Below are 24,567 nucleotides of genomic sequence, written 5' to 3' on the forward strand. Positions count from 1 at the left end.
GCGCTCGAGGAGCGCCCTTTGCGTGGGTTGGGGCCTGAGTTAGAACTCGAGACGGAGTGAGAACTGTCCGACGCGAGGCGCACCAGGTGAATTTCCAGTAGGAGTGCTTGAGACCTGACCGAAGCTACCGGAGGTGATATCGGTGTTGGGCAGATTGAAGATGGGATGGTTAAGGATATTGTAGAAGTCCGCGCGGAACTTCAGGTTGAGGCGCTCGTTGGGAAGGAGTGGGAAGACCTTTCCGAGGCCGGCGTCCATGGTGAAGGCGGAAGGTCCACGAAGGTTGTTGCGGCTTCCAAAGGAGAGTCCAACAGGACCGGAGAACTCCGCCTGCGCCTTGGTGGAGGCATTGGCGCTGCCAAAGAGGTAGACGGCACCCGTGGTCGGATCCTTCTTGACGTGTGCCTGCACATCAGCGCGATTTCCGTTGAAGAATGCGGGCGCGTCATTGGCATAGCCGGCGACGAAGGCGTTGGAGGAAGTACCAAGCGAAAGGCCGCTGCGCCATGCCGGAAGCCCGGAGACGGACCAACCGCCGATCGCTTCATTGATCAAGGTATGCGCGTTCGAGAAGAAAGTCCGGCCGCGACCGAAGGGAAGCTGATAGATGAAATTGGAGTTGACGACAGTGGTGACGTCAAAGTCGGAGTTGGCGAAGCAGGTCTTGGGGTTTGTTGCGTCGCAGACGAAGTTGTTTCCGCTTGAAGCAGAGATGGAGTTGGCATTGGACGAAACGTTATCCATGGAGTGCGACCAGGTGTAGTTGAGGTCGAACTGCAGGCCTTGCGAGAGATTCTTGCTGACGGTGACGAGCAGGCCGTTGTAGGTAGAGGTTCCCTTGTTCGTCAGAAAGGTATTCTCCGCAAACTGCGATGCCATGCCGACGTTATAGCCGAGGTAGCCGTCAGCTTGAAGCGCCTGGATGTAGTCTGCAAAATCTCCGTTGGAGACCAGGGAGCTCAGTGCGTTGGCGAGGAAGACCGTATTACCTTTTCCGGCCTGGTTTTCAAACCAGGGCTGAGCGGTATAGGCCTGTCCAGCGCGGACTTCCTTGGTCAGGTTGGCGAAGGCGGTGGACATCAACTGACCGGAAGCAGGATCTCTGAAGTCAACCAACTGGGATGCGTCAGCCTGAGCGAGGAGATGGCGGCCAAGACGACCGGCGTAGTTGACCTTGAGGATGAAGTGATCCGGCATCTCCTGCTGAAAGCCGAGGTTGTAGGTAAGGGAGTAGGGATCCTTGAGGGTGGGATCCACGATGGTGTTGAACTGGTTGTCCGCAAGCCCAACGGGAACGCCGCCCTGGATGAAGGGGCTGAGCGGCTTGGTGATGACAGGAGCCGTGTTGGGATTGGTGTAGGCAAGGTTGGTGCCGATTCTGGGATTCGCGGCTCCGAGACCGGCGGCAGCACCAGCTCCACCGTACGGCGTGCTCGCGCTGTTCTGGAAGAGGTACGAGGACTGGTCCTGGATGAAGTTGACCGCGTTGATGACCGTGCGGTCATAGACCAATGCGAAGGAGCCATTGATGACGGACTTTGGCGCAAAGGAGGGGTTATAGGCAAAGGCGAAACGGGGCGCGAAATCCTTATAGCTGGGGGTATAGAGGGGAGCCGCACCGTTCGCCTTGCCGCCCAGGTTGTAGGTGATGGGTGCCAGAGCGGTTGCACCGGAGATACCGGCTGCGCCTTGGGTCTCGCGTGCTGCGAAGTAGTTGTTGAAGGTGAAGTTCTGGATGGACTGCTCACCGTGCGCTTCATACGGAACCGAGTAAAGCTGGTAACGGAGCCCGTAAGTGACAGTGAGGTCCTTGCGAACCTTGTAGGTATCTCCGACGTACAGCTCAGTCTGGAAATAGCGATAAGCGCGGACGGCACCTGTGCCCTGTGGGGTCTGGATGCCGACTGCGTTGTAGTTGTAGCTGCTGCCAACCGAGGCGACGCGGCCGAGCGCCAGAGCAAAGGCTTCGTCATAAACTGCGGACGAGGTGGTTCCAGCGGTGCGGATGGCATTCACGCCATAGCCATTGGCGACTGTTGGACGAACCGTAGGATCGAGCGTGAGGTTTTCGCCACCGAGCCCAAGGGTCACGCTGTTGAAGTCATTAATGAGCTGTGAATTGGTCTTGATGAACTTGAAGGTTCCGCCGAAGCCAATGTTGTGAGTGCCGAGCTGCCAGTTGAAGTCATCACGAAACTCCGGGATGGGAACGCGGCGCTTCTGAGAGCTGTAGCTGTTATAAGGACCAAAGAGATTGCTGGTCGTGTTAGTGCTGCCACCGAGCCCATATTCCGTAGTCCCGGTGGGTGCGAGGAGGCTCGGGAAGTTGAACTTCTGAATGGTATCGCCGTAATAGAACTGGTTGACCTTGTTCTGGCCGATTTGCCAGACGTGGCTGACGACGTAGCTATAGCTGCGATCTACAAAGGGGTTGGTCGTACCGGGGGTGGTGTCGAAGGCGTTTGCGCTCTGCGTGGAGTTCTCACGGGTGATGCTTCCGCGCACGAAAACCTGCTGCTTGGAGGTGAGGTTGTAATCCAGACGTCCGACATAGTTGTAGAGGAAGTCCGGTTCAGCAAAGTTGAAGCGATAACCGCCGGTGTTGATGCCATCCGCCGAGGAGTAGGCGGGGTCGTTGGCGTGAGGATATGCGCTATTGATGAAATTGAAGAGGGCGGTTGATTCTCCAATCTTCTGAGGATCGAGCGCCTGAACCTGAGCGGGAGTCAACTGGCCGATGCAAGTGGGCGTAGTGTTCTGGCGGCTGGTGGCAGCGCAGGCAGCACCAGTGGAAGAGTCCGTATTCCGTATGTACGAGACGAGGCCGTTACGGAAGGAATCCAAAGGAACGACACGCTCTACGTTGGTCGACTGAATGATGCGGGAGTTATTGAAATCAAAGAAGAAGAAGAGCTTGTCCTTCTTGATGGGGCCGCCGATGGCACCGCCGAACTGATTGCGAATGAGAGGGGTGCGAGGGACGGGAGTCGTCAGATTCTTATTGAACCAGTTATTAGCCTCGGTGGCGGTGTCACGGTGATACTCGTTGAGATCGCCGTGAAAGTGATTGGTACCGCCCTTTGTAACGAGCTGGAACTGGCCGCCGGAGCCGGTACCGAGGCCAGAGGGAAGTCCTGCGACCGTGCCGCGGAACTCCTGGACGGAGTCTACGGGTGCGTCTGAAGTGATGCGTCCGCCGCCGCCGCCATAAACGGAACCGGCTGCGATGTCATTGACGTCCATGCCGTCAAGGGTGACGGAGCTCTGGTCTGTGCGAGCACCAGTAAAGGAGCTATTGGCGACGCCAGGCTGAAGCAGGAAGAGAACGGCAACACTCTCTCTCGCCTGGATGGGCAGGTCGACAAGAGTCGTGGGATCGATATTATTCCCGATGGATGCGTCAGTGGTGTTGATGGTGACTACATCGCGTCCGGCGGAGACGCTAACTTCCTGGCTGGTACCGGCGGCGAGCGCTTCATCCTGGGTACGGGTGACACCGACCTGCAGGGCCAGATCATTCACAGCGATTGAGGTAAAGCCGTCATGGCTGAAGGTGGCCACATACGAGGGGGCCGGAGGCACATTGGCGAAGCGGTATTCACCCCTGGAGTTCGTTTTCTGCGTAAATTGAGCACCGGTGCTGGGGTTGCGCAGGGTAATGACAGCTCCCGGGAGGGCTGCGCCGGTAGAGTCCGTGACGAGTCCGGTCATGGACGAGCTGTCCTGGGCATGGAGTGCGCCGTGAGCTGCAAAGAGAGTTGCGGCAGAGAGGGCGAGCCTGAGGGTCGACTTACGCATCAATATAGTTTTCCTTGCACATTCTGCTGTGACTTGGGATTTAGGTGTCTGTATGCAGATAGCTTAGCAACTGAAGGGCCATTCACTAAGTGTTGCAACACAACACTTAGCCCGAGAAGCCATAAGTCAAACGTTTGTCTAAGCTCCAGAATTTGGAAGGAAGATATGGATATTTATTGAATTTCATATCAGAACAGCATATTACCGGCACAGCAAAAAGGGCCGCCCGGTTGGGCGACCCTTCTGTTTGAGGCTGGTTGCTGGTGCGATTAGTCGTTGGACTCTTCGCCTTCGCGTTCGGCGCGCTTCCAGTTAAGGAGGTCGCCGAGGGTGGTGCTGGAGCTGGAGCCGGAAGAAGACGAGGAGCCCTGGTTGCCCTGGCCGCCCTTCTTGCCGCCGCCACCGCTGTTGCTCTGGTGGGCCTGCTCCTTATAGGATTCGACCTCGGCACGGCTGGCTTCTTCGCCTACGGCGCGAATGGACAGACCGACCTTCTTCTCTTCCTGGTTCATCTTGACGATCTTGAACTCGTGCTCGTCATCTACCTTGAGCTCAACCGGCTTGCCGGTGGCGTCAACGGCTTCGGAGACGTGGCAGAGACCTTCGACACCTTCAGCGATCTCAACGAAGGCGCCGAACTGCGCGGTGCGCAGAACCTTACCCTTGATGACGTCGCCGATGCGGTGCTGCGCGAAGAAGGTATCCCAGACGTCAGGCTGAAGCTGCTTGACGCCGAGCGAGAGACGGCGGTTCTCCGGCTCGACGCCGAGAACGATGGCGCGAACCTTCTCACCCTTTTTGAGGACTTCCGACGGATGCTTGATCCGCTTGGTCCAGGAGAGGTTGGAGACGTGGACGAGGCCGTCGATGCCGTCTTCGATCTCGATGAAGGCACCGAAGTCTGTGAGGTTGCGGACGCGACCCTCGATGATGGCACCGGTGGGGTACTTGTCCTCAAGCGCCTCCCAGGGGTTGTCCTGGAGCTGCTTCATGCCGAGCGAGATGCGGCGGTCGTTGGGGTTGACGGAGAGGATGATGGTGTCAACCTCGTCGCCGGGCTTGACCAGCTTGGACGGATGCTTCATCCGCTTGGACCAGGTCATCTCGGAGACGTGGACGAGACCTTCGATACCCTGCTCGAGCTCCACGAATGCGCCGTAGTCCGTGACGGACAGGACGCGGCCGCGAACCTGGGCGCCGATGGGATAACGCTCGGTGGCGTCAAGCCACGGGTCAGGCGTGAGCTGCTTGAAGCCGAGCGAGACGCGCTGCTTGTCCTTGTCGAACTTGAGGACCTTGACCTGGATCTCATCGCCCACATTGACGAGGTCGCGGGGGTGCGTCAAACGGCCCCAGCTCATGTCAGTGATATGCAGCAAGCCGTCGAGACCGCCGAGGTCGACGAATGCGCCGTAGTCGGTGAGGTTCTTGACGGTGCCGGTGAGGACCGAGCCCTCTTCCAGGGTGGCGAGAGTGACGGCCTTCTTGGCGTTCTGGTCTTCCTCAAGCAGCTCCTTGCGGGAGATGACGACGTTGCCGCGCTTCTTGTTGAGCTTGATGACGCGGACTTCGATCTCGGTGCCGACGTAGCCGTCAAGGTTGCGGACGGGGCGGACTTCAATCTGGGAGCCGGGCAGGAAGGCCTTGATGCCGATGTCGACGGTGAGGCCGCCCTTGACGCGGGAGACGACCATGCCCTTGACGGGGGTCTTGGAGTTTGCGGCAGCCTCGAGGACGTCCCAAACCTTATGGCGGAGAGCCTTCTCATGGGAGACGATGTATCCGCCGCCATGGGTCTCTTCACGCTCAACCACTACTTCGATCTGGTCGCCGACTGCGAACTTGGGCGTGCCATCGGGATTGTTGACCTGGTCGAGAGCGAGAAGGCCCTCGGCTTTGAGGCCGATATCGATGATGGCGTGCTTGTCCGTGATCTTGACGAGGGTACCGGTAACGATGACCTCTTCCGCGGTGAGGTTCTGGGCGGCGGCGGCGTCGACGGCCTGCTCGCGGTCAAAGCTTGCGAGTGCGGCGGCGAAGTCGGAGTCGTCGTAGTCCACTTCGCCGGCCTCTTCCTCAGTGTCTGAGGTGGAGGCGGAGAGGGACGGAGCGATCTGGCCACTTGCGGGATTTTCAGAGGGCGTGGTCGGGATCTGGGTGGTTTCGGTTGGGGTGGAATCGGATGACATGGAGGTGTTCTCCGCTGTCGCTTCGGGCGCGAGGGTTTCGATTTCGGTGTTCAGGGGTTTGCTCTCGATTAACTCAGGATTATGGTCGTCTACCATGATTGATGCGTACTCCGGGATCCAAGAACTTCTGCCTGGCTCGTTACAGGGCGGCTGTTTTCTCTTTTTGCCGCTGGCAATTGATCCCCGTGGGGAGAGTTGCCGGACGGCAGTGTGGAGGCCATGCGCTCAGGAACGGGTTTTCGGTCAGAGTCAAAAACAGGAGTGGCTGCACTTGGATCCCACACGCAGTTACTCACTCAAAAGGATATCAACCGCTGAGGCTGGAGTCAACCGATTGGGCGGCGGAGATTGGGCGAGAGTGCTTTAGAATTGCGGCATTATGAATGGTTTGTTACGGAGTTCGGTGGCGGCGGCGGTGTGTCTGGGTGGCGTGGCGGTTGCGATGGGGCAGCCGCAGCCGGCGAGCGAGAACGTGGATCTGGCGATGTACTCTCGGATACGGGATGAGGGGTTCAACCGGTCGCATGTGATGGAGTATGGCAGCGCGCTGTTTGACGACATTGGGCCACGGCTGACGGGGTCGCCCGCCATGAAAAAGGCAAATGAGTGGACCAGGCAGCAATTGACGGCGATGGGCTGCGCCAACGCACACCTGGAGAGCTGGGGTGAGTTCGGGATGGGATGGACACAGAAGGGTGCATCCCTGGAGATGATGAAGCCGGGGCCGGCGGTGTTTCTGGCGCAGGCGACCCCATGGTCGCCGAGCCTTGGCAAGGCGGTGACGGCGGAGGTCGTGCGGGTTCCGTCGCTGAAGACGCAGAAGGATCTGGACGAGTGGAAGGGCAAACTGGCAGGGAAGGTCATCCTGTACGGCGATGCGCCCAAGATCAATCCTGACCCAAAGCCGCTGCTGGAGCACTATGACGTAGCGAAGCTGGCCGGGCTTGGGCAATATCCACTGGATGGCGATATGTCCGAGCAGGGTGTTCTGCAATCGACTGATATGAGCTTCTGGCGTGGTTTGTTTGGGGACCTGGCGTTCAAGGAGAAGGTGGCAAAGTTCTTTGCGGCCGAGAAGGCGGTTGCGGTGTTGACGCCGGGCGGATCTGGCGGGGTGATCGAGGACGACACGCTGGGGACATTTGGCTGGTACGTATATCGGGCGGACCATAAGCAGGCGATCCCGGAGATGGTGATTGCGAATGAGGCGTTTGGGCGTATGAGCCGGCTGCTGGCGGCGAAGGTCCCGGTGACGGTGAAGGCGGAGATCGAGACGGAGTTCAGCGGAGATCATGAACAGGGTTACAACACCATTGCAGAGATCCCCGGGTCCGACCCTGCGCTCAAGGATCAGGTGGTCATGGTCGGCGGGCATCTGGATAGCTGGATCGCCGGAACGGGCGCGACCGACAACGGCGCGGGAACGATCGTCGCGATGGAGGCGATGCGGATTTTGACCTCGCTGGGAGTGAAGCCCCGGCGGACGATCCGGATCGGGCTTTGGAGCGGTGAGGAACAGGGAATCTTTGGTTCGTCCGGGTACGTGAGCAAGCATTTTGCGGAGTTCAAGTTCTCCAAAGATCCCAAGGATGCGGACGTGCCGGAGTTTCTGCAAACAATGGCGGCTGCACCTGTGATGAAGCCGGAGGCGGCACAGCTTTCCGGGTACTTCAACATGGATAACGGCACGGGCAAGCTGCTGGGAATCTATGCGGAAGGCAATGCGGGGATCGGCTCCATCTTTCAGCAGTGGATGGCTCCGCTGAAGGACCTAGGGATGACGACGGTCAGCTTGCGGAACACGGGTTCCACCGATCATGTGCCGTTCCAGATGGCCGGGCTCCCGGGGTTCCAGTTCATCCAGGACCCGCGAGACTACGAGACGCGCACCCACCATACGAACCAGGACGTCTACGAGCGGCTTTCGCCCAGCGATCTCAAGCAGGCCTCGGTGATTGAGGCGATCTTCCTCTACAACACGGCGATGCGGGATGCCATGCTGCCACGGCCGGAGTTGCCGATGGCTGGAGAGGCCAAGCCGCTGGAAGGTCTTTTCCTGGACGCCACGAAGGACGGTAAGAAGGGCGCGAAGAAGTAGGCAGGTTGCACAGGGCGGAGCGCTAAGGGGATACTCGGGGGATGGACAGGCTTTGGACCCCGTGGCGCTACGCCTATGTAACCGATGAGAAACCGCGTGGACGCAAAGGTGTGCCGGAGGGGCTGGAGGCGTGGCCCGGTGAGGATACAGGCTGCGTCTTCTGCAACCTGATCCGGTCTGTCGATTGGGCTATCGAGACCGGTATGCCGGTGGAAGAGGCTGAGGCGCATGGCTTTATCGTCAGCCGGGGCGAGTTTGGCTACATCTGCCTGAACGCCTTCCCGTACTCCAGCGGGCATGTCCTGCTGGTGCCGTACCTGCATACGGATTCTCTGGCCAAGCTGCCGGTGGCCGAGGCCGAGGAGGTCATCCGTGAGGCGCAACGGGTGGAGGCGGCGCTCCGCGAAGTCTACGATCCCGCCGGAATCAACCTGGGGATGAATCTGGGTAAGGCGGCGGGTGCAGGGGTGGCCGAGCACCTTCACATGCACATTCTTCCCCGGTGGCTCGGCGATACGAACTTCATGACGGTGGTGGCGGAGACGAGAATCCTTCCGGAGACACTGGATGTTACCTGGAAACGTCTGCGTGCGGCGCTCGACGCCGACTAAGGAACAAAGCAAGTAACTTTTTCTGGGGCTCAAGCATCAGAGTAACCAAGAAGCAGTTACGCCTGGGTTTTACCCCTCCTGGATCTGCTCCACCGAGCATCTGAGCTACATGCTGAGTCAAGAACGGCGCCATCTGGCGCGAGTCGTCAGGTCTTCAACGCACGAGCTGTCAGGTTGAGGTTCCGCCCGGGTTCACTCCGGGCCTGAACTTTGAGCCTGCGCGAGGAGGTTTCCCATGTCTCTCTCTCCTACCACCGTTCCCCGGAACACCATCCCCTCATCCTTACGCAAGCCGATCCAAAGCACCCGCATCTCCCCCAGCCCTTACCGGTCCGCGCACGCGACGCTTCTGACGAATATGAAGTCCGAGGCCAGGACCGCCCCCGCCGCCCTGAAGAGCCGCTTTTCCCTGATGCCAAAAGAATCTGAGGATGCCAAAATCACCGGTTCCACGCGCTCCCTGGAGCGCCGGTTGCTGGCCCTGAATCTGAGCGGTTCCAGAATGGCAAGGATCAACCCCGCAGCCTGAGTTTCCGGTATCGATTGAAATCTTCAACCCCGCCCTGTGCGGGGTTCTTTGCGTTTGGACTGCGAGCGCGGAGGGGGCTCGAGGGACGAAAAAGCGGCTCGGCCTGAGCCGAACCGCTTTCTCTTGAACCTGCGATCGTATTAGTGTCCGGCTGCAACCTGCGGCGTGATGATGCCGATGTTGTCTACGCCTGCGCCATGACCGAAGTCGATGACCTCAGCGATCTTGCCGTAGAACAGATCAGGGTCGCCCTTGACGAACATGACCTTGGTCTGACGAACTGCGAAGATGCCTTGCAGGCGTGCTTCGAGTTCGCTCTTGGCGATCGAATCCTCGTTGATCTTGTACGAGGGCTCGCCGCCCTTGTTATCCAGAATCGAAACCACGATCGTCTTCGAATCCGGCTCATTCTGCTGCTGATTCTTGGGCGGTTGTGGAACAATCGCGTCCAAGCCCTTCGGGGTCACCGGAACGATGACCATGAAGATGATCAGCAGCACCAGCAGCACGTCGATCAGCGGCGTTACGTTGATCTCCGATACTGCTCCGCCTGTACCTCCACCACCCATTCCCATAGCAGTTCTCCTTGTCTTTCCTGGAACGTGTTGCTTTCAACCGTATGCGGTTGTTACGAGCTTTATTTCTCGGTCTTCTCGGTGAGCAGTCCGAGCTGGCTTACGCCCGCGGTGCGGATGCCATCGATCGTGTCCATGACCTTGCCGTAGTTGGCGCGATTGTCGGCGCGCAGGAAGACCTCTTTATCGGTCTTGTTTTCCAGCTTCGCCGAGATCTTGCTGCCGATATCTTCGTTGGTGACCTGGTCCGCGCCGAGGAAGCTCTTGCCATCGCGCGTGACGGCGACGGTGACTGCATCTTCCTTGTTAGCGTTTTCCATGACGACGGCCGCGGCGGCTGTCGGCAGGTCGACGTTGACCTTGTTGTTCAGCATCGGCGTGATGACCATGAAGATGATCAGGAGCACGAGCATCACGTCCACCATGGGGGTGACGTTGATGTTGCTGTTTACCTTCTTTCCTTCGTCCCGCTTCGAGATTGACATGCGCTAACACTCCGTCCGGTGTTTCCGGGTGCTTCCTTTTGCCTCGGGTGGCGGCCTGAAGTTGTTCAGGCCGCCCATGCCGAGCGTGGTACGGTTGCTGCCTGAGTGCTAGCGGTGGCTCTGCTTGATGAAGTAGTCGACGAGCTCGGACGAGCTGTTGTCCATCTCGACGTCGAACGCTTCTACCTTGTTGGTGAAGTAGTTGAAGGCCATAACGGCGGGGATGGCGACGACGAGACCGAAGGCGGTCGTAACCAGAGCTTCCGAGATACCGCCGGCGACTGCGCCGATACCCGAGGTCTTCTGGGTTGCGATCTGCTGGAAGGCGTTGAGAATACCGATAACCGTTCCGAGCAGGCCGATGAAGGGAGCCGTCGAACCGATCGTGGCGAGACCGCCGAGACCACGCTTCAGCTTGGAGTGAACGATGGCCTCAGAGCGCTCGAGAGCGCGCTTGCTGGACTCGATCTGAGCCTCCGAGATAGCGCCGCCGGAACCGAAGCTGCGGAACTCCTGCAGGCCGGAGGTGACGACTTCAGCGAGGTGCGACTTCTTGGTGGTGTCGGCTACCTTGATGGCGGCGTCCAGGTTGCCGGTCTTGAGAGCGTTGGCGACCTTGGGTGCGAACTCACGCGACTGCGAACGGGCGGCCGAGAAGTAGATGGCGCGATCGATGATGACCGCCAGCGACCAGATCGACATGATGAAGAGCAACATGACGATGAGGCGGGGAATCCAGCTCATGTGGCCCCACATGTCCATCAGGGAGAAGCTGTTGGAAGCTTCCTGCAGCATGGCGAGGGACGAGGTGACGTGAGCGGATGTAGCGGCGTTTGCAATGTGGGCGAGAATCACTGGAATCTTTCCTCCGGGCTATGAAAGCTGTTGGTTGAACTCTGTGGCCTTCGCCTGCCGCGACGATCTGCGAGTCAGCGGGCGAATCCGCTTCGGGACTTTGTGACGGCTCCCCATCAGGCTGGGGTTACAAACCAACCTGACGGGAGCTCAACAAATTCTGCTTAGTTGCGGCTAAGGATCAACCGCCACCAAGGCTGAAGTTCACGGTGACCGTGGTATCGACTTCGGTCGGATCGCCGTTGAGGATGTAGGGCTTGTACCGCCAGGACTTCACGGCGTCCAGCGCGCTGGCCCGAAGCATCTCAGGTCCGCTGATGACGGTGAGGTTCTGAATGGTGCCGTTCTTGCTGATGATGGCGTGCAGAACGACAGCACCGGAGACGTGGGCAGCCTTGGCGATCGGAGGATACGTGGGCTGGGTCTTCTCGATGATGTTACCCGCGATCACACCGCCCGAGATACGGGCAGGGCCCTTGGGCTTTTCAGGCGTCTTGACGACGACCGGGGGAGCTGTTCCCATACCGCCCATCACGCCTCCGGGGATACCGCCTGCCGCGCCGCCGGACATACCGGTCATGCCGACTACGGTGGAGACCTGCGGGGGAGGAGCAGCATCTTCCTTGCTCATGTCGATCTTTTTGGGGATCTTCGTGGGCGCATGGAGAGCGTCGTCGATCTGCGTCACGACCACCTTAACCTGCTTCACAACTACTTCAGGTGGCGGCGGGGGTGGAGGCGGTGGGGGCGGAGGAGGCGCGGACAACATCGCCGTCATCGCCGTATGGGGCAATGCCTCCGGATAGATCAGCGGGATGACAATCAGCACCGCCACGATGCACAGGTTCAAGATGCCAGTACCGATCATCCAGTACTTGGACTTCGTCTTGAGCCGGCCGCCGGAATCGACGAGGGAATCTTCAAACATGAGAGCAGCCTCGAACAGGAAGTCGTTGCTCGGAAAAACGAGCGTACCACCTTAGACACCGGGGAGTTCCAGAATGTTCCCGAAGAAGGAATTTAGTCTGGACCGGTCCGATCCCTGCAATCCCACAAAGGAGTAAGAGCAGGGATCGTGCTGCAAATACTACGCCCTGACACGTCCCGCAGGCAAAGTAGCCGACGCCTTGCCCTGCTTTGCACGCCAATCCTGCCACGCCACGAGCATCGGTGCGGCGACCGCGATCGAGGAATACGTGCCGATCAGGATGCCGACGACCAGCGCGAACGAGAAGCCGTGAAGGACCTCGCCGCCAAACAAATAGATGGAGAGTACCGTGAGGAAGGTCAGGCCGGAGCTCAAAACCGTCCGACTCAGGGTCTGATTGATGCTGCGGTTGACGACGTCCGCCAGCGGCTCACGACGGCTGAGGGCCAGGTTCTCGCGAATACGGTCGAAGACCACGACGGTATCGTTCATGGAGTAACCGATCAGCGTCAGGATCGCCGCAATGACCGTCAGGGTGATCTCCTGGTTCGTCAACGAGAACGCACCGACGGTGATCAGCGTGTCATGGAAGACTGCGACGACGGCCGCAACGCCATAGATCAGCTCAAAGCGGAACCAGAGATAGACCAGCATGCCGATAAGCGAGTAGATGGTCGCGTAGACGGCCTGCTTCTGAAGCTGCTTGCCGGCCGTGGGGCCAACGATATCGACCTGCAGGACCTGGAAGCCGGAGTCGGAGTAGTTCGCCTTCAGGGCGTTCTCGACGGCGGAGCGGCCCTGGTCGTGGTTGGAGTCGGTGGCAGTGGACTCGGGCAGGGCAATGACGACCTGGTTCGAGACTTCATTGGCCGCGCCGGAGATGCGCTGGATGCGCGCATCGTGGATGCCTGCCTTGTCCATGGCCGCGCGGACATGGTCCTCGTTGGGCGTGGAGTCAAAACGCGTCACAACCTGCGTACCGCCCTTGAAGTCGACGCCCAGCGGCAGGTGATGCCAGAACAGCAGGCTGAAGACGCCCGCGACGGAGAACACCAGGGAAAACGCCAGGAAGTACCACTTCTTGCCCAGCCAGTCGACGTTTGGTTGACGAAACAGTTCCATAACTTTTAGATCCCTTGAAGAACAAGTGCGAAAGCTTTTGCTGAAGAGCCTTTAGATCGAGAGCGCCGTGCCGCGTTCCTTGCCCTTGAGGTGCGCGTCGAAGATCAGGCGCGACACATACACGGCGGTGAACAGGTTGGCGAGCAGACCGAAGGTGAGCGTGACGGCGAAGCCCTTGACCGGGCCGGTTCCGAAGAGGAACAGGATGGCGGCGGAGACGATGGTCGTGACGTGCGTATCGACGATGGTGATCCAGGCGTGCGCGAAGCCTTCCTTGACTGCTGCGGCGGCTGTCTTGCCGGCTCGCAGCTCTTCACGGATGCGCTCAAAGATCAGCACGTTCGAGTCGACGCCCATACCGATCGTCAGAATGACTCCGGCGATACCCGGCAGTGTCAGCGTCGCGTGGCTATAGCCCATGAAGCCCAGCAGAATCAAAAGGTTCAGCAGCAGCGCCAGGTCAGCGTTGATGCCGGAGCCCTTGTAATAGATGAGCATGAAGATCATGACCGCGGCCATACCGACGACTGCAGCGATCACGCCCTGGCGAATGCTGGCCGCGCCGAGCGAAGGTCCAACCGTCCGAGTCTCAAGGTACGAGATCGAAGCCGGCAGAGCGCCTGTGCGCAGCATCAGCGAGAGGTTATCCACCTCAGCCTGGGTGAACGTGCCGGTGATCTCGCCCTGGTCGCGGATGGCTCCATTGATGGATGCAACCTCACGAACCTTGTTGCCGAGCACGATCGCCATCGACCCCGGCGTGGGGCTGCCGGTCTTGTGCGCATCCGTGTACTTATAGAAGCGGTCGCCCGCCTCGGTGGTCAGGGTGAAGTGGATGTTCGGGCGGCCGTTGACGTCGGTGCCGCCGCTGGCGTCACGGAAGTCCGTGCCTTCCACCTCGCTGGCGCGATTCAGCAGCCAGACCTGGTCGGGAGAATTGGGAGTGGATTGGCCGTGAACCAGCGTCGCATCCGGGGGAATGACGTTGTTCAGGGTCGTCATGGCCGCCTGCTCGCTCTCATACGGGCCGCTGACGACGGCATAAACAGCCAGCTTGGAGGTCGATTGGATCGCCTGCTCCACCTCGTCGGCGTTGGCGATACCGGGCAGCTCGACGAGCACCTGGTTGTCGCCCAGACCGTACTTCTGAATGGTCGGCTCGGAGACGCCGAGCGAATCGACGCGCTGCCGGATGGTCTCGATGGAGGTCTCGAGCGTACGCGCTTCGAGATCCGAGATCGCGGTCGGCTTCATCGTCAGGCGCATGCTGCCGTCGGGCTGGCTGGACGCCTCGTACGACGCATAATCATTGCCGCCGACGAGCGTGCGCAGGGAACTCATCTGCCCCACTGGCACGCCAGTGATGGTGATGATGTCCTGGTGCGCAGGGTCAGATTTGCCCACGGTCGCGCCCGTGACGCCGCCGGCGGGCAGAGCCGCCTCCAGGCGCTGGACGTCGCGGTCCGTCGTCGAGGCCACAGCCTCTTCAACATGAACCGCGAGCACAAGGTGAATGCCGCCCTTGAGGTCGAGCCCCAGGTGAATCCTGTCCGCGATGGACTGCTTCAGGCTGCCGTGCGGGATGCCGATGATGCCGTAGATGAAAAACAGCAGGACAACGACGATTGCAGCCAGTTTCGTAGCGAGGTTCTTGCCCATGATCTTGGTCAAAGGGAGTCAGCCGGGCGCCCGCAGGCTCCACAGCCAAACCTTTTTTCTCTTCCTTCACCCGCGCCCGTTCAAAGCCGGGCAGACGGTCTGATCTTGATCCAGCACAAACTGAAATCCTGAATCACTTCAGTCTACCCTAAGGCGTAACCAGCAGCACGAAAACCCCGCAAGAGGTTGCTTGGGAGTCATCTGCCGCCGCTTTTTGGGGTCTACTTCTTATCTTCAGCGGTGACTACGGCCGCGATAGAACTCTTCACGAACTCCAGCTTGACGCCGTCCGGCTGGGTGCGCACGATGACGCAATCGTCCTTGACCTGCAGCACCAGGCCACGCAGGCCGCCGGTACTGGTGACGGTATCGCCGGACTTCAGGTCCGCCAGCATCTGGGTCCAGGCCTTCTGCTTCTTCTGGTTGGGCGCGATCATCAGGAAGTACAACGCAACAAAAAACAGCACTGGCAACGCGAGACTCGTGATCCCGCCGTTCCCCAGAAAACCCGCACTCTGCAACCACATGCCCAACATGACCAACTGCCGTCACCTCAACCCTAAGCATTGCGTACCCACCCCCGCGTGTCAAGAAAGCCGCGGGGGCGGGCTGACGCGCTCACGGTTATCCGTTGTTCTCTTCTTCCTTCTTCTCAAAGTGTTCCGTGACCTCTTTTGTGCCCTCAAACCCAACCACGGCGGCGATGCCTTCGGTAATAATGGACGCATCCGGATCGACCTTCTTCAGACCTTCCACCGCGACGACCGCTCCTGCTACTTCTTCAAAGAATCCCATGATCGTTCCTTTTGTTCCCTGTCGATTTAACAACGCGGTCCGCCCAGCGGAGCGCGAGGCCAGCATAGCACGGGCTGTCGGCCAGTTCAGCCATCCGGAAGGTCTGCTTCCATCCAGGTGAGGGTTCGTAACGAGTGTGAAGCATTTGACATAGAACGACACCTTAATTGCATCCAACCCCGTGTACGCGCGTCAGAAGTGGACGAACCTTACACAGTCCGTTTTCGAGACCCTTTAGGAACCCTGAAATGACAGTGATTTCACACCCACAGAACGCTACGGAAGAGATGCTGCACTTCACTCGGTTACTCATCGTCGCGCTTGTGGAAGACCCCCAGGCTGTGGAGGTGTCGGCCATCTCCGGCACCTTCTCCACTACCCTGCGCGTCACAGTCGCCGCCGCCGACCTGGGCAAGGTCATCGGCAAACAGGGCCGGACCGCCCGCTCGCTTCGCATCCTGATCGCTGCCGCCGGCATCAGGCTGCAGCAGCGTTTTGAGCTCGACATCCGAAAGATCGACTAACCCCAACCGCCCCCTGACCACATCCTGAACCCCAGAGCCGTGTCCCTCCACGGTTCCTTCCGGACCGCACCCCCAAAAGCAACGCAAACCGTTGCTCATCGACAATCGAACTCACAGATCGCTTGTCCTCCAAGGTCTTCATCCGCAAGCTGAAAAGCCTTGATTGGCGCGGCTTTTCAGCGCCTCCGTCCGTAACCGTTTCTGTTACACAACAGCTCCCGATTGCGAGCAAACTTCCCAGCCTTAGTCCCTAGTCTCCGGCCAGCGCACATGCGCTCCAGGAGACTAAAAAGTGACCAGGCACGCTCTTCGCACTCTCTCATCCGCCCTCATGCTCGTCGTACTTGCAGCCCCGCTCCACACAGCCATCGGCCAATCCAGCGCTCCGCCGCCGCCGCCGCCGCCACCACCGCCCCCCACCGTCGTCACCGGGACCGACCCTCAGCCCATTGACGATGTCACGTTCATGCCCCTCATCCTCTGGCAGTTGTCGTAGACTGGCTGCAAGCTAAGGCGGCCAGGCCAGCCAAACCCAGGGGAAAGAGAGAACGATCGAGATGCAGTTGACCGGCCTTGATCTCTTCTTCTGGGCAGCTGGCCTGGCAGGCCACATCCTGCTGCTGGGCGTGCTGCTGATCCGCCACCGCGCAACGCTCTTTCCTCTCTTCACCACCCTCATCGCCGCCAATATCATCCGGACCGTCGTCCTTTACTTCACCCTCCGGCACGGCACCAGGCACGGCTACTTCCTCACCTACTGGACCCTCGCCATCGTCGACGTCGTCCTCCAGCTTCTCGTCATCTATGAGGTCGCCTGGCATATCTTCCGGCCGCTCGGCGAGTGGGCCCCCGGCATCCGCCGCAATCTCCTCTGGGTCACCCTCGCCAGCGTGGCCGTCGGTGGCGCGCTGACCTTCCTGGCTACACCCGCCACCAAAACCCTCCGCCAGGCCGTCGTCATCCGCGGCAACTTCTTCTCCTCCGCGCTTATGTGCGAGCTCTTCGTCGGCCTCATCGTCCTCGCCGTCACCTTCGGCTTGCCCTGGAAGACCCACGTCGCCCGCATCGCGCAAGGTCTCGGGGTCTACTCCATCGCCGGCATCGTCACGGACTCCGCCACCACCGTACTTGGGGTCGCCAACAACTCCGACGCCTACCGCATGCTCTCGCACGTGCGGATCGCCCTCTATCTCGTCTGCCTCGTGTATTGGATCGTCACCCTCTGGCTCGACGCGCCGTCCCCCCGCCAGATGCCGGAGAAGATGCGCCGGCAGTTAGCTTCGCTGGAGCGCCAGTCCGCCGCGGATGTACAGGCCATACGTCAGGGGAGAGGCTAGATGGACGCCCGCAATCTCCACTTTCTCCTGGCCGTTTGCGTCTTCTCCGCCGCCCTGCTGGCCATCGCCGGCTACTACCTCATCCGCACCCGGCGCGTCTCCCACTCCACCTGGGAAGATCTGCTCGACGAGCTCGCCTTCGTCAACCGCAACAACATCGCCCTCATTGCGCATGACCTCATCGACGATCCAAACGACCCGACGCGCCCGACCGACGGCAGGGAACTCGATCCATCCCAGGTCTGGACCCTCATCGGCGGCATGGACGGTCTGGAGATCCTGCAGGAAAACTGTGAGGTCCTCATCAAGCTCGCCAGCTATCTCCAGCAGTTTTATCCCGAGGCCATCGTCGTCGCAGAGCAGCTTCGCCTCAACGCCCGTGAGCTCGAATGGCACATCGGCCGCCTCAAAGGCGCGGCCCAGGTGGATAAGCTCGAGTCAGTCTTCCCCGACTACGCCCAGCGTGCCGTTACCACCTATTACAAGATGACCCGCAGCCTCATCACCCTTTACCAGCAACTCGATCAGTCCCGCCTCGCAGCTCTGGAATCCGCTCTCTAGCCGCCTTTTAGCGAACGCCCGCTCAGGCAAAGCGCCGAGAAAACACCCCGGCGACCGTCCCCACCACCTCAATCTCCTTGCGATAGCGCCAACGCTTGTTCGTCTCGAACGAAAGCGCGTGCGGGATCAGCGTCAGCCACTCCGATTCCTTATCCAGCTCGCAGAATCCTGAAACATACCCCGTCCGCGTCAGCAGGAAGTAGATCGGGCGGTCGAACTCGTGGTTCCACTCCTTGCGCCCCGCGATCGCACGCTTCTGCGTGTCGATCAGCACGATCGAGCCCGCACGGATCATCGGCTCCAGCGTCCGGTCCAGTTGCCCGATGATCCCGCGCCGATAGTGCGTCGGAATCGTTCCATCCTCGGTCGGCAGCAGCGTCGTGCTCGCCGGCGGAGCGTCGGTCACCAGCTTGTCCGGCAGCCACAGCTTCGCTCGCTGCTCCAGGGCCCCTTCTTCCAGGAGCAGTGTGGCGTTCGGGCTGGAAACCTTCTCCGTCTGCATGGGAAGCACGGTCGAATCCGGGCACAGACCCAGCATCTGCTCCGCCGTCAGTCCATACACGGACGCCAGCACAATCAGCTTCGTCGCCGAAAGACCACGGTTCTCGCGTTCAACCCGGTCCAGCCAGCTCGCGGAGATGCGATACGCCGGGTTTCCCCACTGCGTCGCCAGGCGGGAGCTCCGCTCTTCCACCTCGCGCAGCGTCAACTGCCACTGCACCCGCGCCGCACGAAGCTTGATCCCGATGGCTTCCATTCACCCGTCTCCCGTACAAGAAACAGCAACAGCTGATTGGAAATTGCGCCGCACGACCGATCGCCGACAGGGAATCCCCTTCGGAATCCCATTCGACCGGCTCCCAGTCCGGCTCCCAGATCTGGGAACCAGTCAAGAGCGACAGCAGTAAATTATTGCTTTTACACAATATAGACCGATCATTCACCTTTCGCATCCTCTGTTCGCTTTGGCACATTCAGGGAATTTCCCTTACTTCTGGAGATCCTGTTGCTTATACGAAACAACGCCGCCACAGCTTTGCCCCATACCCCACTCTCCCCTGAAGATGGGTCTGCCGCCGGTGAATGGGTCGAAAGATCCTCCCGTCGGCCGGACGCATGCCAGAGATTCAATGGAGCGGGCCAGTTAAGATCGTTAACGGTCTCGCCCGCTCCGCTGCTCCTGTTCTCCCCGGAGCAGTTCGATCGCCTCACCTCGCAGAAACATTGGCCTCCCGTCATCAATGCACGCCTTATTGCTAGGTGAATTTATGGCAATACGGGTAGCATTAGTCAATATGGCGCACACACTTACGTCGGAAATCGACGCAGCAACCCAGGCCAAGGCCTTCCCCTCATCCGGCGGAGAGATGTTCGGCGAATACTTCGCCCCCGGCAAGTCCTGGAACTTCACCAAGTCCAGCCTGCTCGACGCCCGCGCCCGGCGCATTCTCGAAAACACCGCACTCGCCTGCTCCGTAGACGCCTACCCCTTCCATATGCCGCTGGAAGCCAAGGCCGGCCCCAGCGTCATCGCCGACGGCCACCCCATGCTGATGCTCTCGTCTTATGATTACCTTGGACTTATTGGTGATCCTAGGATCGACCAGGCGGCCACGGAAGCCATCGCGCACTACGGCACCAGCACCAGCGGCGCGCGCCTCCTCACCGGCACCCTCGCTAGCCACCGCAAGATGGAGCAGTCACTCGCCGACCTTAAGGGCACCGAAGACTGCCTCACCTTCAGCTCCGGCTACCTCGCCAACCTCGGCGCAATCTACGGCCTCTTCGGCCCCGGCGACCGCGTCATCATCGACGAGTACTGCCACCGCAGCCTTCACGACGCCTGCCGCATGACCGGCGTGCAAGTTCAGCGCTTCCGCCATAACGATCCCCAGTCCGCGCGCGAAGAGCTCCAGAAGCCCAACACCGCCAACCGCACCCTCATCATCTCCGACGGCGTCTTCTCCATGGACGGCGACATCTGCTGCCTCCCCGACCTCGTCGCCCTCAAAAAAGAGTTCGGCTGCTTCCTCCTCATCGACGAAGCCCACGCCACCGGAGTCCTCGGTGCCACCGGCCGCGGCACGGATGAGCACTTCGGCATCGCCACCAGTGAGGTCGATATCTGGACCGGCTCCCTCGCCAAGTCCATCCCGTCCAACGGCGGCTTCATCGCCGTCTCGCAGGAGGTCGCCATCTTCCTGCAGCACGCCTCCTCTCCGTACATCTTCTCCGCCGCCGTCCCTGCCGCATCGGTAGCGGCCATCGCCAAGGGCGTCGAAATCCTCAAATCCGAGCCCGAGCGCGTCACCCGCCTGCGCCGCAACGGAGACTTCCTCCGCGCAGGCCTCCAGAAGCTCGGTTACGACACCGGCCTCTCCGAGACGGCGGTCATCCCCGTCGTGCTCAAGGACGAAGCCCGCACCGCACTCTTCGCCCGCCGCCTGCGCGACCACGGCATCATCGCCGCGCCTGTCATGTTCCCGGCCGTCTCCCAGGGTCTGGCACGCCTGCGTCTCTGCGTCACAGCCGCCCACACCATGGATCACCTCGAGTTCGTCCTGGACGTCTTCCGCAAGATGGCCGCGGAATAGCCCGGGTGATCTTCGTCACCGGCGCCAGCGGTTTTCTCGGCGGCAGGGTCGTCCAGACCCTCTGCGAGCGAGGAGAAGAAGTCACAATCCTCGCTCGCAAGAGCTCTGACCTCAGCCACCTCGCCGGCTTGAACTACAACACAGTCCAGGCCGATCTCTCCGACCCAACCCTCCTCGCCGAAGCCCTCAAACCAGCCACCCAGATCATCCACTGCGCCGCCTGCTCCACCGACTGGGCACCCCAGGCCACCTACACCGCGGCCAACGTCACCGGCACACAGAACCTCGTCGCCGCCGCACTCCAGGCCCCACGCTTGGAGCGTCTCCTCCACATCAGCACCACCGACGTCTACGGCTACCCCATCATCCCCTGCGACGAATCCCACCCCATCGTCGACGCCGGCCTGCCCTACAACCAGACCAAGGGCCGCGGCGAGCAGCTGGTCCGCGACGCTCAAAGTAAGCTCCCCATCACGATCCTCCGCCCCGCCACCATCTTCGGCCCACGCGGCAAGGACTTTACCCTCGAGATCGCCACCCTCCTCCGCCAGCGCCTCATGGCGACCATCGACAAAGGCGCAGCACCCGGCGGCTTCACCTACGTCGACAACGTAGTCGAGGCCATCCTCACCGCCTCATCGAGCCCCCAGACCCTGGGCCGCACCTACAACATCTCAGACGGAACCAACGCCACCTGGCGCCACTACATCACCCACTTCGCCGCCCAGCTCAAGCTCCCCATGCCCTGGATCGATCTCCCCTTCGCCGCCGCCACCCAGGCCGCCCGCCTCTTCGAGATCCCCCACCGCCTCCTCCACCTCGGAGGCCGCCCCCTGCTCACCCGCCACGCCGTCCTCCTCCTCGGCCGCAACCAGGAGTTCCCCATAGCCCGCGCCATCGAGGACTTCGCCTTCAACCCCGCCATCAGCTTCGAAGAAGGCATAGCCCGCTCCGCCGCCTGGGTCCAATCCCTGCCTGGGTCGAAAAAGTAAAAAGGTTCGTCATTCTGGCGAAGTCAGAACCTCTGTATTGGTATTCGCAGTTGCTTGTTCTTGCCGTCGCCGTCGCCGTCGCCGTTGCCGTTGCCGTTGCCGTTGCCGTTGCCGTTGCCGTTCGGATTAGAGGGGGGCTTCAGCCCCCCGTCAACGGGCAAAAAGAAGGGGCTTTAGCCCCGGGCCGTTGCTCTTGCACTTGCCATTCAAAAGCTAAATCGCCTTGAACGCCAAAACCGCATTCAACCCACCGAACGCAAACGAATTCGACAAACAAGCCTCCACCCGAACCGCCCTCGCCTCATTCGGAATCACATCCAGCTCACACTCCGGGTCAGGAGTCGTGTAGTTCGCCGTAGGCGGCAGCACCCCACACTGCAACGCCATCACCGAAGCCACGGCCTCCAGCGCCCCCGCCGCACCCAGCGTATGTCCATGCATGGACTTCGTCGAACTCACCGCCACCGCCTGCTTCCCAAACACCGTCCGGATCGCAGCCGACTCCACCGAATCGTTCGCCTGCGTCGCCGTCCCATGGGCATTGATGTACCCAAACTGCTCCAGCGCTAGCCCAGAATCCTTGATCGCCTTCCGCATCGCACTCGTCGCGCCGTCGCCAGAGGGATTCGTCAGGTGCGCCGCATCCGACGTCATCCCAAAGCCCACAATCTCCGCCAGCGGCTTCGCCCCCCTGGCCAACGCATCGTCCAGCGGCTCCAGCACCAGCATCGCGCCGCCCTCGCCCAGGATCAACCCAGTCCGGTCAGCAGAGAACGGTCGGCAGGTGTCCTTGCTGATCACCCGCATCGCCTCCCACGCCTTCAAACTCCCCAGGAATAGCGGAGCCTCGCTCCCGCCCGTAATCGCCATCGGCGCAGCGCCGGACCGAACCATCCAGAAAGCCTGCCCAATCGCATGAGCCGAAGACGAGCAGGCCGTCGATATCGTATAAGCCGCCCCCCGAGTCCCATACTTCATTGAAATATGGCTCGCCCCCGCATTGCTCATGCTTAGCGGAATCGTCAGCGGATGCACCCGGTTCTTGTTGTTATGAAACAGCTCCCAGTACCCCACCTCTTCAGCCCCACGCCCACCCAGGCAGGAGCCGGTCACCACCGCAGTATCCTCGCGCAGCGCTTCGGTCCACTCCACGCCCGCCTGCTTCACCGCCTCGTCAGCGGCCACCAGCGCAAACTGCGCGAACCGGTCCAGCAGCGCAAGCTCCTTCGCCTCAAAGTTTGCCTCAGGCTTATATCCGTTCGCTGCGGCCACGTTCTTGAAGCGAAACTGCTCCATATCCATGCCCAGCTTCGGCCCGATCGCGGCCACCCCGCTCGTCAGCCCATCCCAGAACTCAGCCCGGTCGTTGCCCAGCGAGCTGATCACCCCAACGCCCGTGATGCAGACACGCCGCATCAGCTCGTGGGCGAAGCCTTAGCCTTCGCGTCCGTCGCATCTTTCTCGGCCTTCTCGGCTTTCTGGTCTACCAGCAATTGGATTCCATCGATCATCTCCCGCAGGCTCGTCACCGTCTTCGCCTGCTCGTCGTCGATCTGGATATCGAACTCACCCTCCAGATCAAACAGCAGGTTCAGCCGATCCAGCGAGTCGATCTCAAGCTCTTCAAACGTGCTGTCCGGCGTGATCGATCCCGCCGGCTTCTGCCGCGCCGTCTCCACAACCTTCAGTACTCTATCCTGCACACTGTCAGACATAATGCCCTCTTCGATCCCGGCAATAAAAACACCAATCTCTGTATCCTACGTCTTCGCTTCCAAACCATCACCCTTATCCCGCTCCCACCGCACCAAAAACGGAATCATAGTCACTGCCAGCACAAAATTCCACCCCATTCCCGCCACCCACACCAACACCGGCGACACCATCCAGAACACCGTCGCCCCCCGCACCCACAAACTCCGTACCCGCTCCAGACTCATCCCATTGAGCGCCAGCCCCAAAGGCAGCAGCAGCAGACTCACATCGTGCAGATGCAGGTGATAGCTCACCAGTAGCCCCGCCACCACCGCCCGCCCCAGTGAAGCTCCCTGCCTCGCCGTCCAGACCAGCACCCCCACCGAGAGCACCCCAACCACCACCGTCCCCCATCGCGCATCCCCCGCCATCGCAAACACCAGCCCATGCAGATTCGGCATCCTCCCGGAGTTCCGCATCGAGTCATCCAGCGCCGCACCCACCGACCCCGTCCCCGCCGCCGTCACCACTAATCGCGCATAGCTCACCATCCCCGCCCACCCTGTCACCCACAGGCAAGCCAGCCCCACCCCCGCAGCCCCCGCCGCAAATCCCCCCACAAACCGCCATCTGCGCCACCAGCAGAACAGCAGCGCCACCGGCAGCACCACATGAAACTTCACCAGCCCCAGCGCGAGCACCGCCCCCGCCAGAAACATCCTCCCCCGCTCCATCGCCGCAAAGCACCCGCATACGATCACCAGCAGCGCCACCGAAACCTGCCCTTGCAACAGCGCCACCGCCACCGGATAAAAGCACCCGAACACCATCCACGGCAGCCCCCTCCAGACCGCCGTCAGTCCTTGAAGCCAGGGCAGCATCAGCCAAACCGCCACCCCCAGCAGCACCACATTCACCCCAAGGAAGACCCAGTAAGCCGTCCGATACCCCAACCCCGTCACCGCCGCAAACGGCAAAGCCGCATAGCCCGGATACACAAACGGCAGCGCCGCCGTCCGTTCGCCCACGCGCTCGTTCTGCACCTGATGCTGCAGCTCATACTCGTACAGCCGAGCCCCCGCCCCCATCCGCACAATCGCCCCGGCCCCATAAAACGCCCGAAAGTCCGCGAACCCGGCCAGCCCCGTCTTCACCCCTGCCGCCAGATACCCAAGCTGGCACACCAACAGAAACATCATGCAGGCGATCACCCGAAACCG

General features: G+C 60.8%; 24 protein-coding genes. 9 read left to right on the top strand and 15 right to left on the bottom strand.

The genetic code is table 11. From position 1 onward, the window contains the following. Positions 1 to 39: 39 nt before the first annotated feature. Complete coding sequence (locus ACIX9_RS18000) at positions 40 to 3,798, bottom strand: carboxypeptidase-like regulatory domain-containing protein (RefSeq protein WP_013581928.1); 3,759 nt, start codon at positions 3,796 to 3,798, stop codon at positions 40 to 42. A gap of 269 nt (positions 3,799 to 4,067) precedes the next feature. Beyond that, positions 4,068 to 6,083: a 30S ribosomal protein S1 gene (locus ACIX9_RS18005; protein ID WP_013581929.1), complete on the bottom strand. Its 2,016-nt coding sequence runs from the start codon at positions 6,081 to 6,083 to the stop codon at positions 4,068 to 4,070. Between the two features lie 283 nt (positions 6,084 to 6,366). On the opposite strand from ACIX9_RS18005, the gene ACIX9_RS18010 reads away from it, so the two are divergent. The 3 genes from ACIX9_RS18010 to ACIX9_RS18020 all read left to right on the top strand — a co-directional run bounded on the left by ACIX9_RS18010 (position 6,367) and on the right by ACIX9_RS18020 (position 9,225). After that, positions 6,367 to 8,085 (top strand): M28 family peptidase, encoded by a 1,719-nt coding sequence (locus tag ACIX9_RS18010; RefSeq protein WP_157477674.1) that lies wholly within the window; start codon positions 6,367 to 6,369, stop codon positions 8,083 to 8,085. Between the two features lie 41 nt (positions 8,086 to 8,126). After that, a complete protein-coding gene (locus tag ACIX9_RS18015; protein ID WP_013581931.1) occupies positions 8,127 to 8,696 on the top strand; it encodes an HIT family protein in 570 nt (189 codons plus the stop codon). Positions 8,697 to 8,931: 235 nt separating this feature from the next. Beyond that, complete coding sequence (locus ACIX9_RS18020; RefSeq protein WP_013581932.1) at positions 8,932 to 9,225, top strand: hypothetical protein; 294 nt, start codon at positions 8,932 to 8,934, stop codon at positions 9,223 to 9,225. 140 nt (positions 9,226 to 9,365) lie between these two features. Here the strand turns inward: ACIX9_RS18020 and ACIX9_RS18025 are convergent, their stop codons facing one another. The 8 genes from ACIX9_RS18025 to ACIX9_RS26550 form a co-directional block, all read right to left on the bottom strand. Further along, positions 9,366 to 9,800, bottom strand: coding sequence for an ExbD/TolR family protein (locus ACIX9_RS18025; RefSeq protein WP_013581933.1), 435 nt, complete (start codon positions 9,798 to 9,800; stop codon positions 9,366 to 9,368). A 62-nt stretch (positions 9,801 to 9,862) separates the two neighbouring features. Then, the gene (locus tag ACIX9_RS18030) at positions 9,863 to 10,285 is read right to left on the bottom strand and encodes an ExbD/TolR family protein (RefSeq protein WP_013581934.1); all 423 of its coding nucleotides are present in this window, start codon (positions 10,283 to 10,285) and stop codon (positions 9,863 to 9,865) included. A 108-nt stretch (positions 10,286 to 10,393) separates the two neighbouring features. Next, positions 10,394 to 11,140: a MotA/TolQ/ExbB proton channel family protein gene (locus tag ACIX9_RS18035; protein WP_013581935.1), complete on the bottom strand. Its 747-nt coding sequence runs from the start codon at positions 11,138 to 11,140 to the stop codon at positions 10,394 to 10,396. Positions 11,141 to 11,321: 181 nt separating this feature from the next. Continuing rightward, positions 11,322 to 12,068, bottom strand: coding sequence for an energy transducer TonB (locus ACIX9_RS18040; RefSeq protein ID WP_013581936.1), 747 nt, complete (start codon positions 12,066 to 12,068; stop codon positions 11,322 to 11,324). A 159-nt stretch (positions 12,069 to 12,227) separates the two neighbouring features. Continuing rightward, the gene (secF, locus tag ACIX9_RS18045; protein WP_013581937.1) at positions 12,228 to 13,190 is read right to left on the bottom strand and encodes a protein translocase subunit SecF; all 963 of its coding nucleotides are present in this window, start codon (positions 13,188 to 13,190) and stop codon (positions 12,228 to 12,230) included. 51 nt (positions 13,191 to 13,241) lie between these two features. Then, entirely contained in the window at positions 13,242 to 14,849 is a 1,608-nt protein-coding gene (secD, locus tag ACIX9_RS18050) for a protein translocase subunit SecD (RefSeq protein ID WP_013581938.1), read from the bottom strand. A gap of 221 nt (positions 14,850 to 15,070) precedes the next feature. Continuing rightward, entirely contained in the window at positions 15,071 to 15,385 is a 315-nt protein-coding gene (gene yajC, locus ACIX9_RS18055; RefSeq protein WP_013581939.1) for a preprotein translocase subunit YajC, read from the bottom strand. 88 nt (positions 15,386 to 15,473) lie between these two features. Beyond that, on the bottom strand, positions 15,474 to 15,644 hold the full coding sequence (locus ACIX9_RS26550) for a hypothetical protein (RefSeq protein ID WP_013581940.1): 171 nt from the start codon (positions 15,642 to 15,644) through the stop codon (positions 15,474 to 15,476). 248 nt (positions 15,645 to 15,892) lie between these two features. Here ACIX9_RS26550 and ACIX9_RS18060 point away from each other — a divergent pair, with 248 nt between their 5' ends. From ACIX9_RS18060 to ACIX9_RS18070, 4 genes are all read left to right on the top strand, one after another. Beyond that, entirely contained in the window at positions 15,893 to 16,168 is a 276-nt protein-coding gene (locus tag ACIX9_RS18060; protein ID WP_013581941.1) for a KH domain-containing protein, read from the top strand. A gap of 292 nt (positions 16,169 to 16,460) precedes the next feature. After that, a complete protein-coding gene (locus ACIX9_RS26020; protein WP_157477676.1) occupies positions 16,461 to 16,664 on the top strand; it encodes a hypothetical protein in 204 nt (67 codons plus the stop codon). 61 nt (positions 16,665 to 16,725) lie between these two features. Beyond that, on the top strand, positions 16,726 to 17,505 hold the full coding sequence (locus ACIX9_RS18065; protein WP_013581942.1) for a hypothetical protein: 780 nt from the start codon (positions 16,726 to 16,728) through the stop codon (positions 17,503 to 17,505). Next, positions 17,506 to 18,066, top strand: coding sequence for a hypothetical protein (locus tag ACIX9_RS18070; RefSeq protein WP_013581943.1), 561 nt, complete (start codon positions 17,506 to 17,508; stop codon positions 18,064 to 18,066). It begins immediately after the preceding gene. 22 nt (positions 18,067 to 18,088) lie between these two features. On the opposite strand, the gene ACIX9_RS18075 is transcribed toward ACIX9_RS18070, so the two are convergent. After that, positions 18,089 to 18,823: a helix-turn-helix domain-containing protein gene (locus ACIX9_RS18075; RefSeq protein ID WP_013581944.1), complete on the bottom strand. Its 735-nt coding sequence runs from the start codon at positions 18,821 to 18,823 to the stop codon at positions 18,089 to 18,091. A gap of 538 nt (positions 18,824 to 19,361) precedes the next feature. On the opposite strand from ACIX9_RS18075, the gene ACIX9_RS18080 reads away from it, so the two are divergent. Together ACIX9_RS18080 and ACIX9_RS18085 are read left to right on the top strand one after the other, a co-directional pair. Next, positions 19,362 to 20,660, top strand: coding sequence for an aminotransferase class I/II-fold pyridoxal phosphate-dependent enzyme (locus ACIX9_RS18080; protein WP_041597206.1), 1,299 nt, complete (start codon positions 19,362 to 19,364; stop codon positions 20,658 to 20,660). Between the two features lie 5 nt (positions 20,661 to 20,665). Beyond that, entirely contained in the window at positions 20,666 to 21,652 is a 987-nt protein-coding gene (locus ACIX9_RS18085; protein WP_013581946.1) for an NAD-dependent epimerase/dehydratase family protein, read from the top strand. 23 nt (positions 21,653 to 21,675) lie between these two features. Here the strand turns inward: ACIX9_RS18085 and ACIX9_RS24965 are convergent, their stop codons facing one another. The 4 genes from ACIX9_RS24965 to ACIX9_RS18100 are packed head-to-tail and all read right to left on the bottom strand — an operon-like array spanning position 21,676 to position 24,546. Beyond that, positions 21,676 to 21,813, bottom strand: coding sequence for a peptidase (locus ACIX9_RS24965; protein WP_083808487.1), 138 nt, complete (start codon positions 21,811 to 21,813; stop codon positions 21,676 to 21,678). 52 nt (positions 21,814 to 21,865) lie between these two features. Continuing rightward, on the bottom strand, positions 21,866 to 23,068 hold the full coding sequence (locus ACIX9_RS18090; RefSeq protein WP_013581947.1) for a beta-ketoacyl-[acyl-carrier-protein] synthase family protein: 1,203 nt from the start codon (positions 23,066 to 23,068) through the stop codon (positions 21,866 to 21,868). Continuing rightward, positions 23,068 to 23,367 carry a phosphopantetheine-binding protein gene (locus tag ACIX9_RS18095; RefSeq protein WP_013581948.1) on the bottom strand — a complete coding sequence of 100 codons (300 nt, stop codon included), beginning with the start codon at positions 23,365 to 23,367 and terminating at the stop codon, positions 23,068 to 23,070. The genes ACIX9_RS18090 and ACIX9_RS18095 overlap by 1 nt, the downstream gene beginning before the upstream one ends. 45 nt (positions 23,368 to 23,412) lie before the next feature. After that, positions 23,413 to 24,546, bottom strand: a complete 1,134-nt coding sequence (locus tag ACIX9_RS18100) for a glycosyltransferase family 87 protein (RefSeq protein ID WP_198152121.1) — start codon at positions 24,544 to 24,546, stop codon at positions 23,413 to 23,415. Positions 24,547 to 24,567: the final 21 nt, after the last annotated feature.

The sequence above is a fragment of the Granulicella tundricola MP5ACTX9 genome, assembly GCF_000178975.2.
Classification (GTDB): Bacteria; Acidobacteriota; Terriglobia; order Terriglobales; family Acidobacteriaceae; genus Edaphobacter; species Edaphobacter tundricola.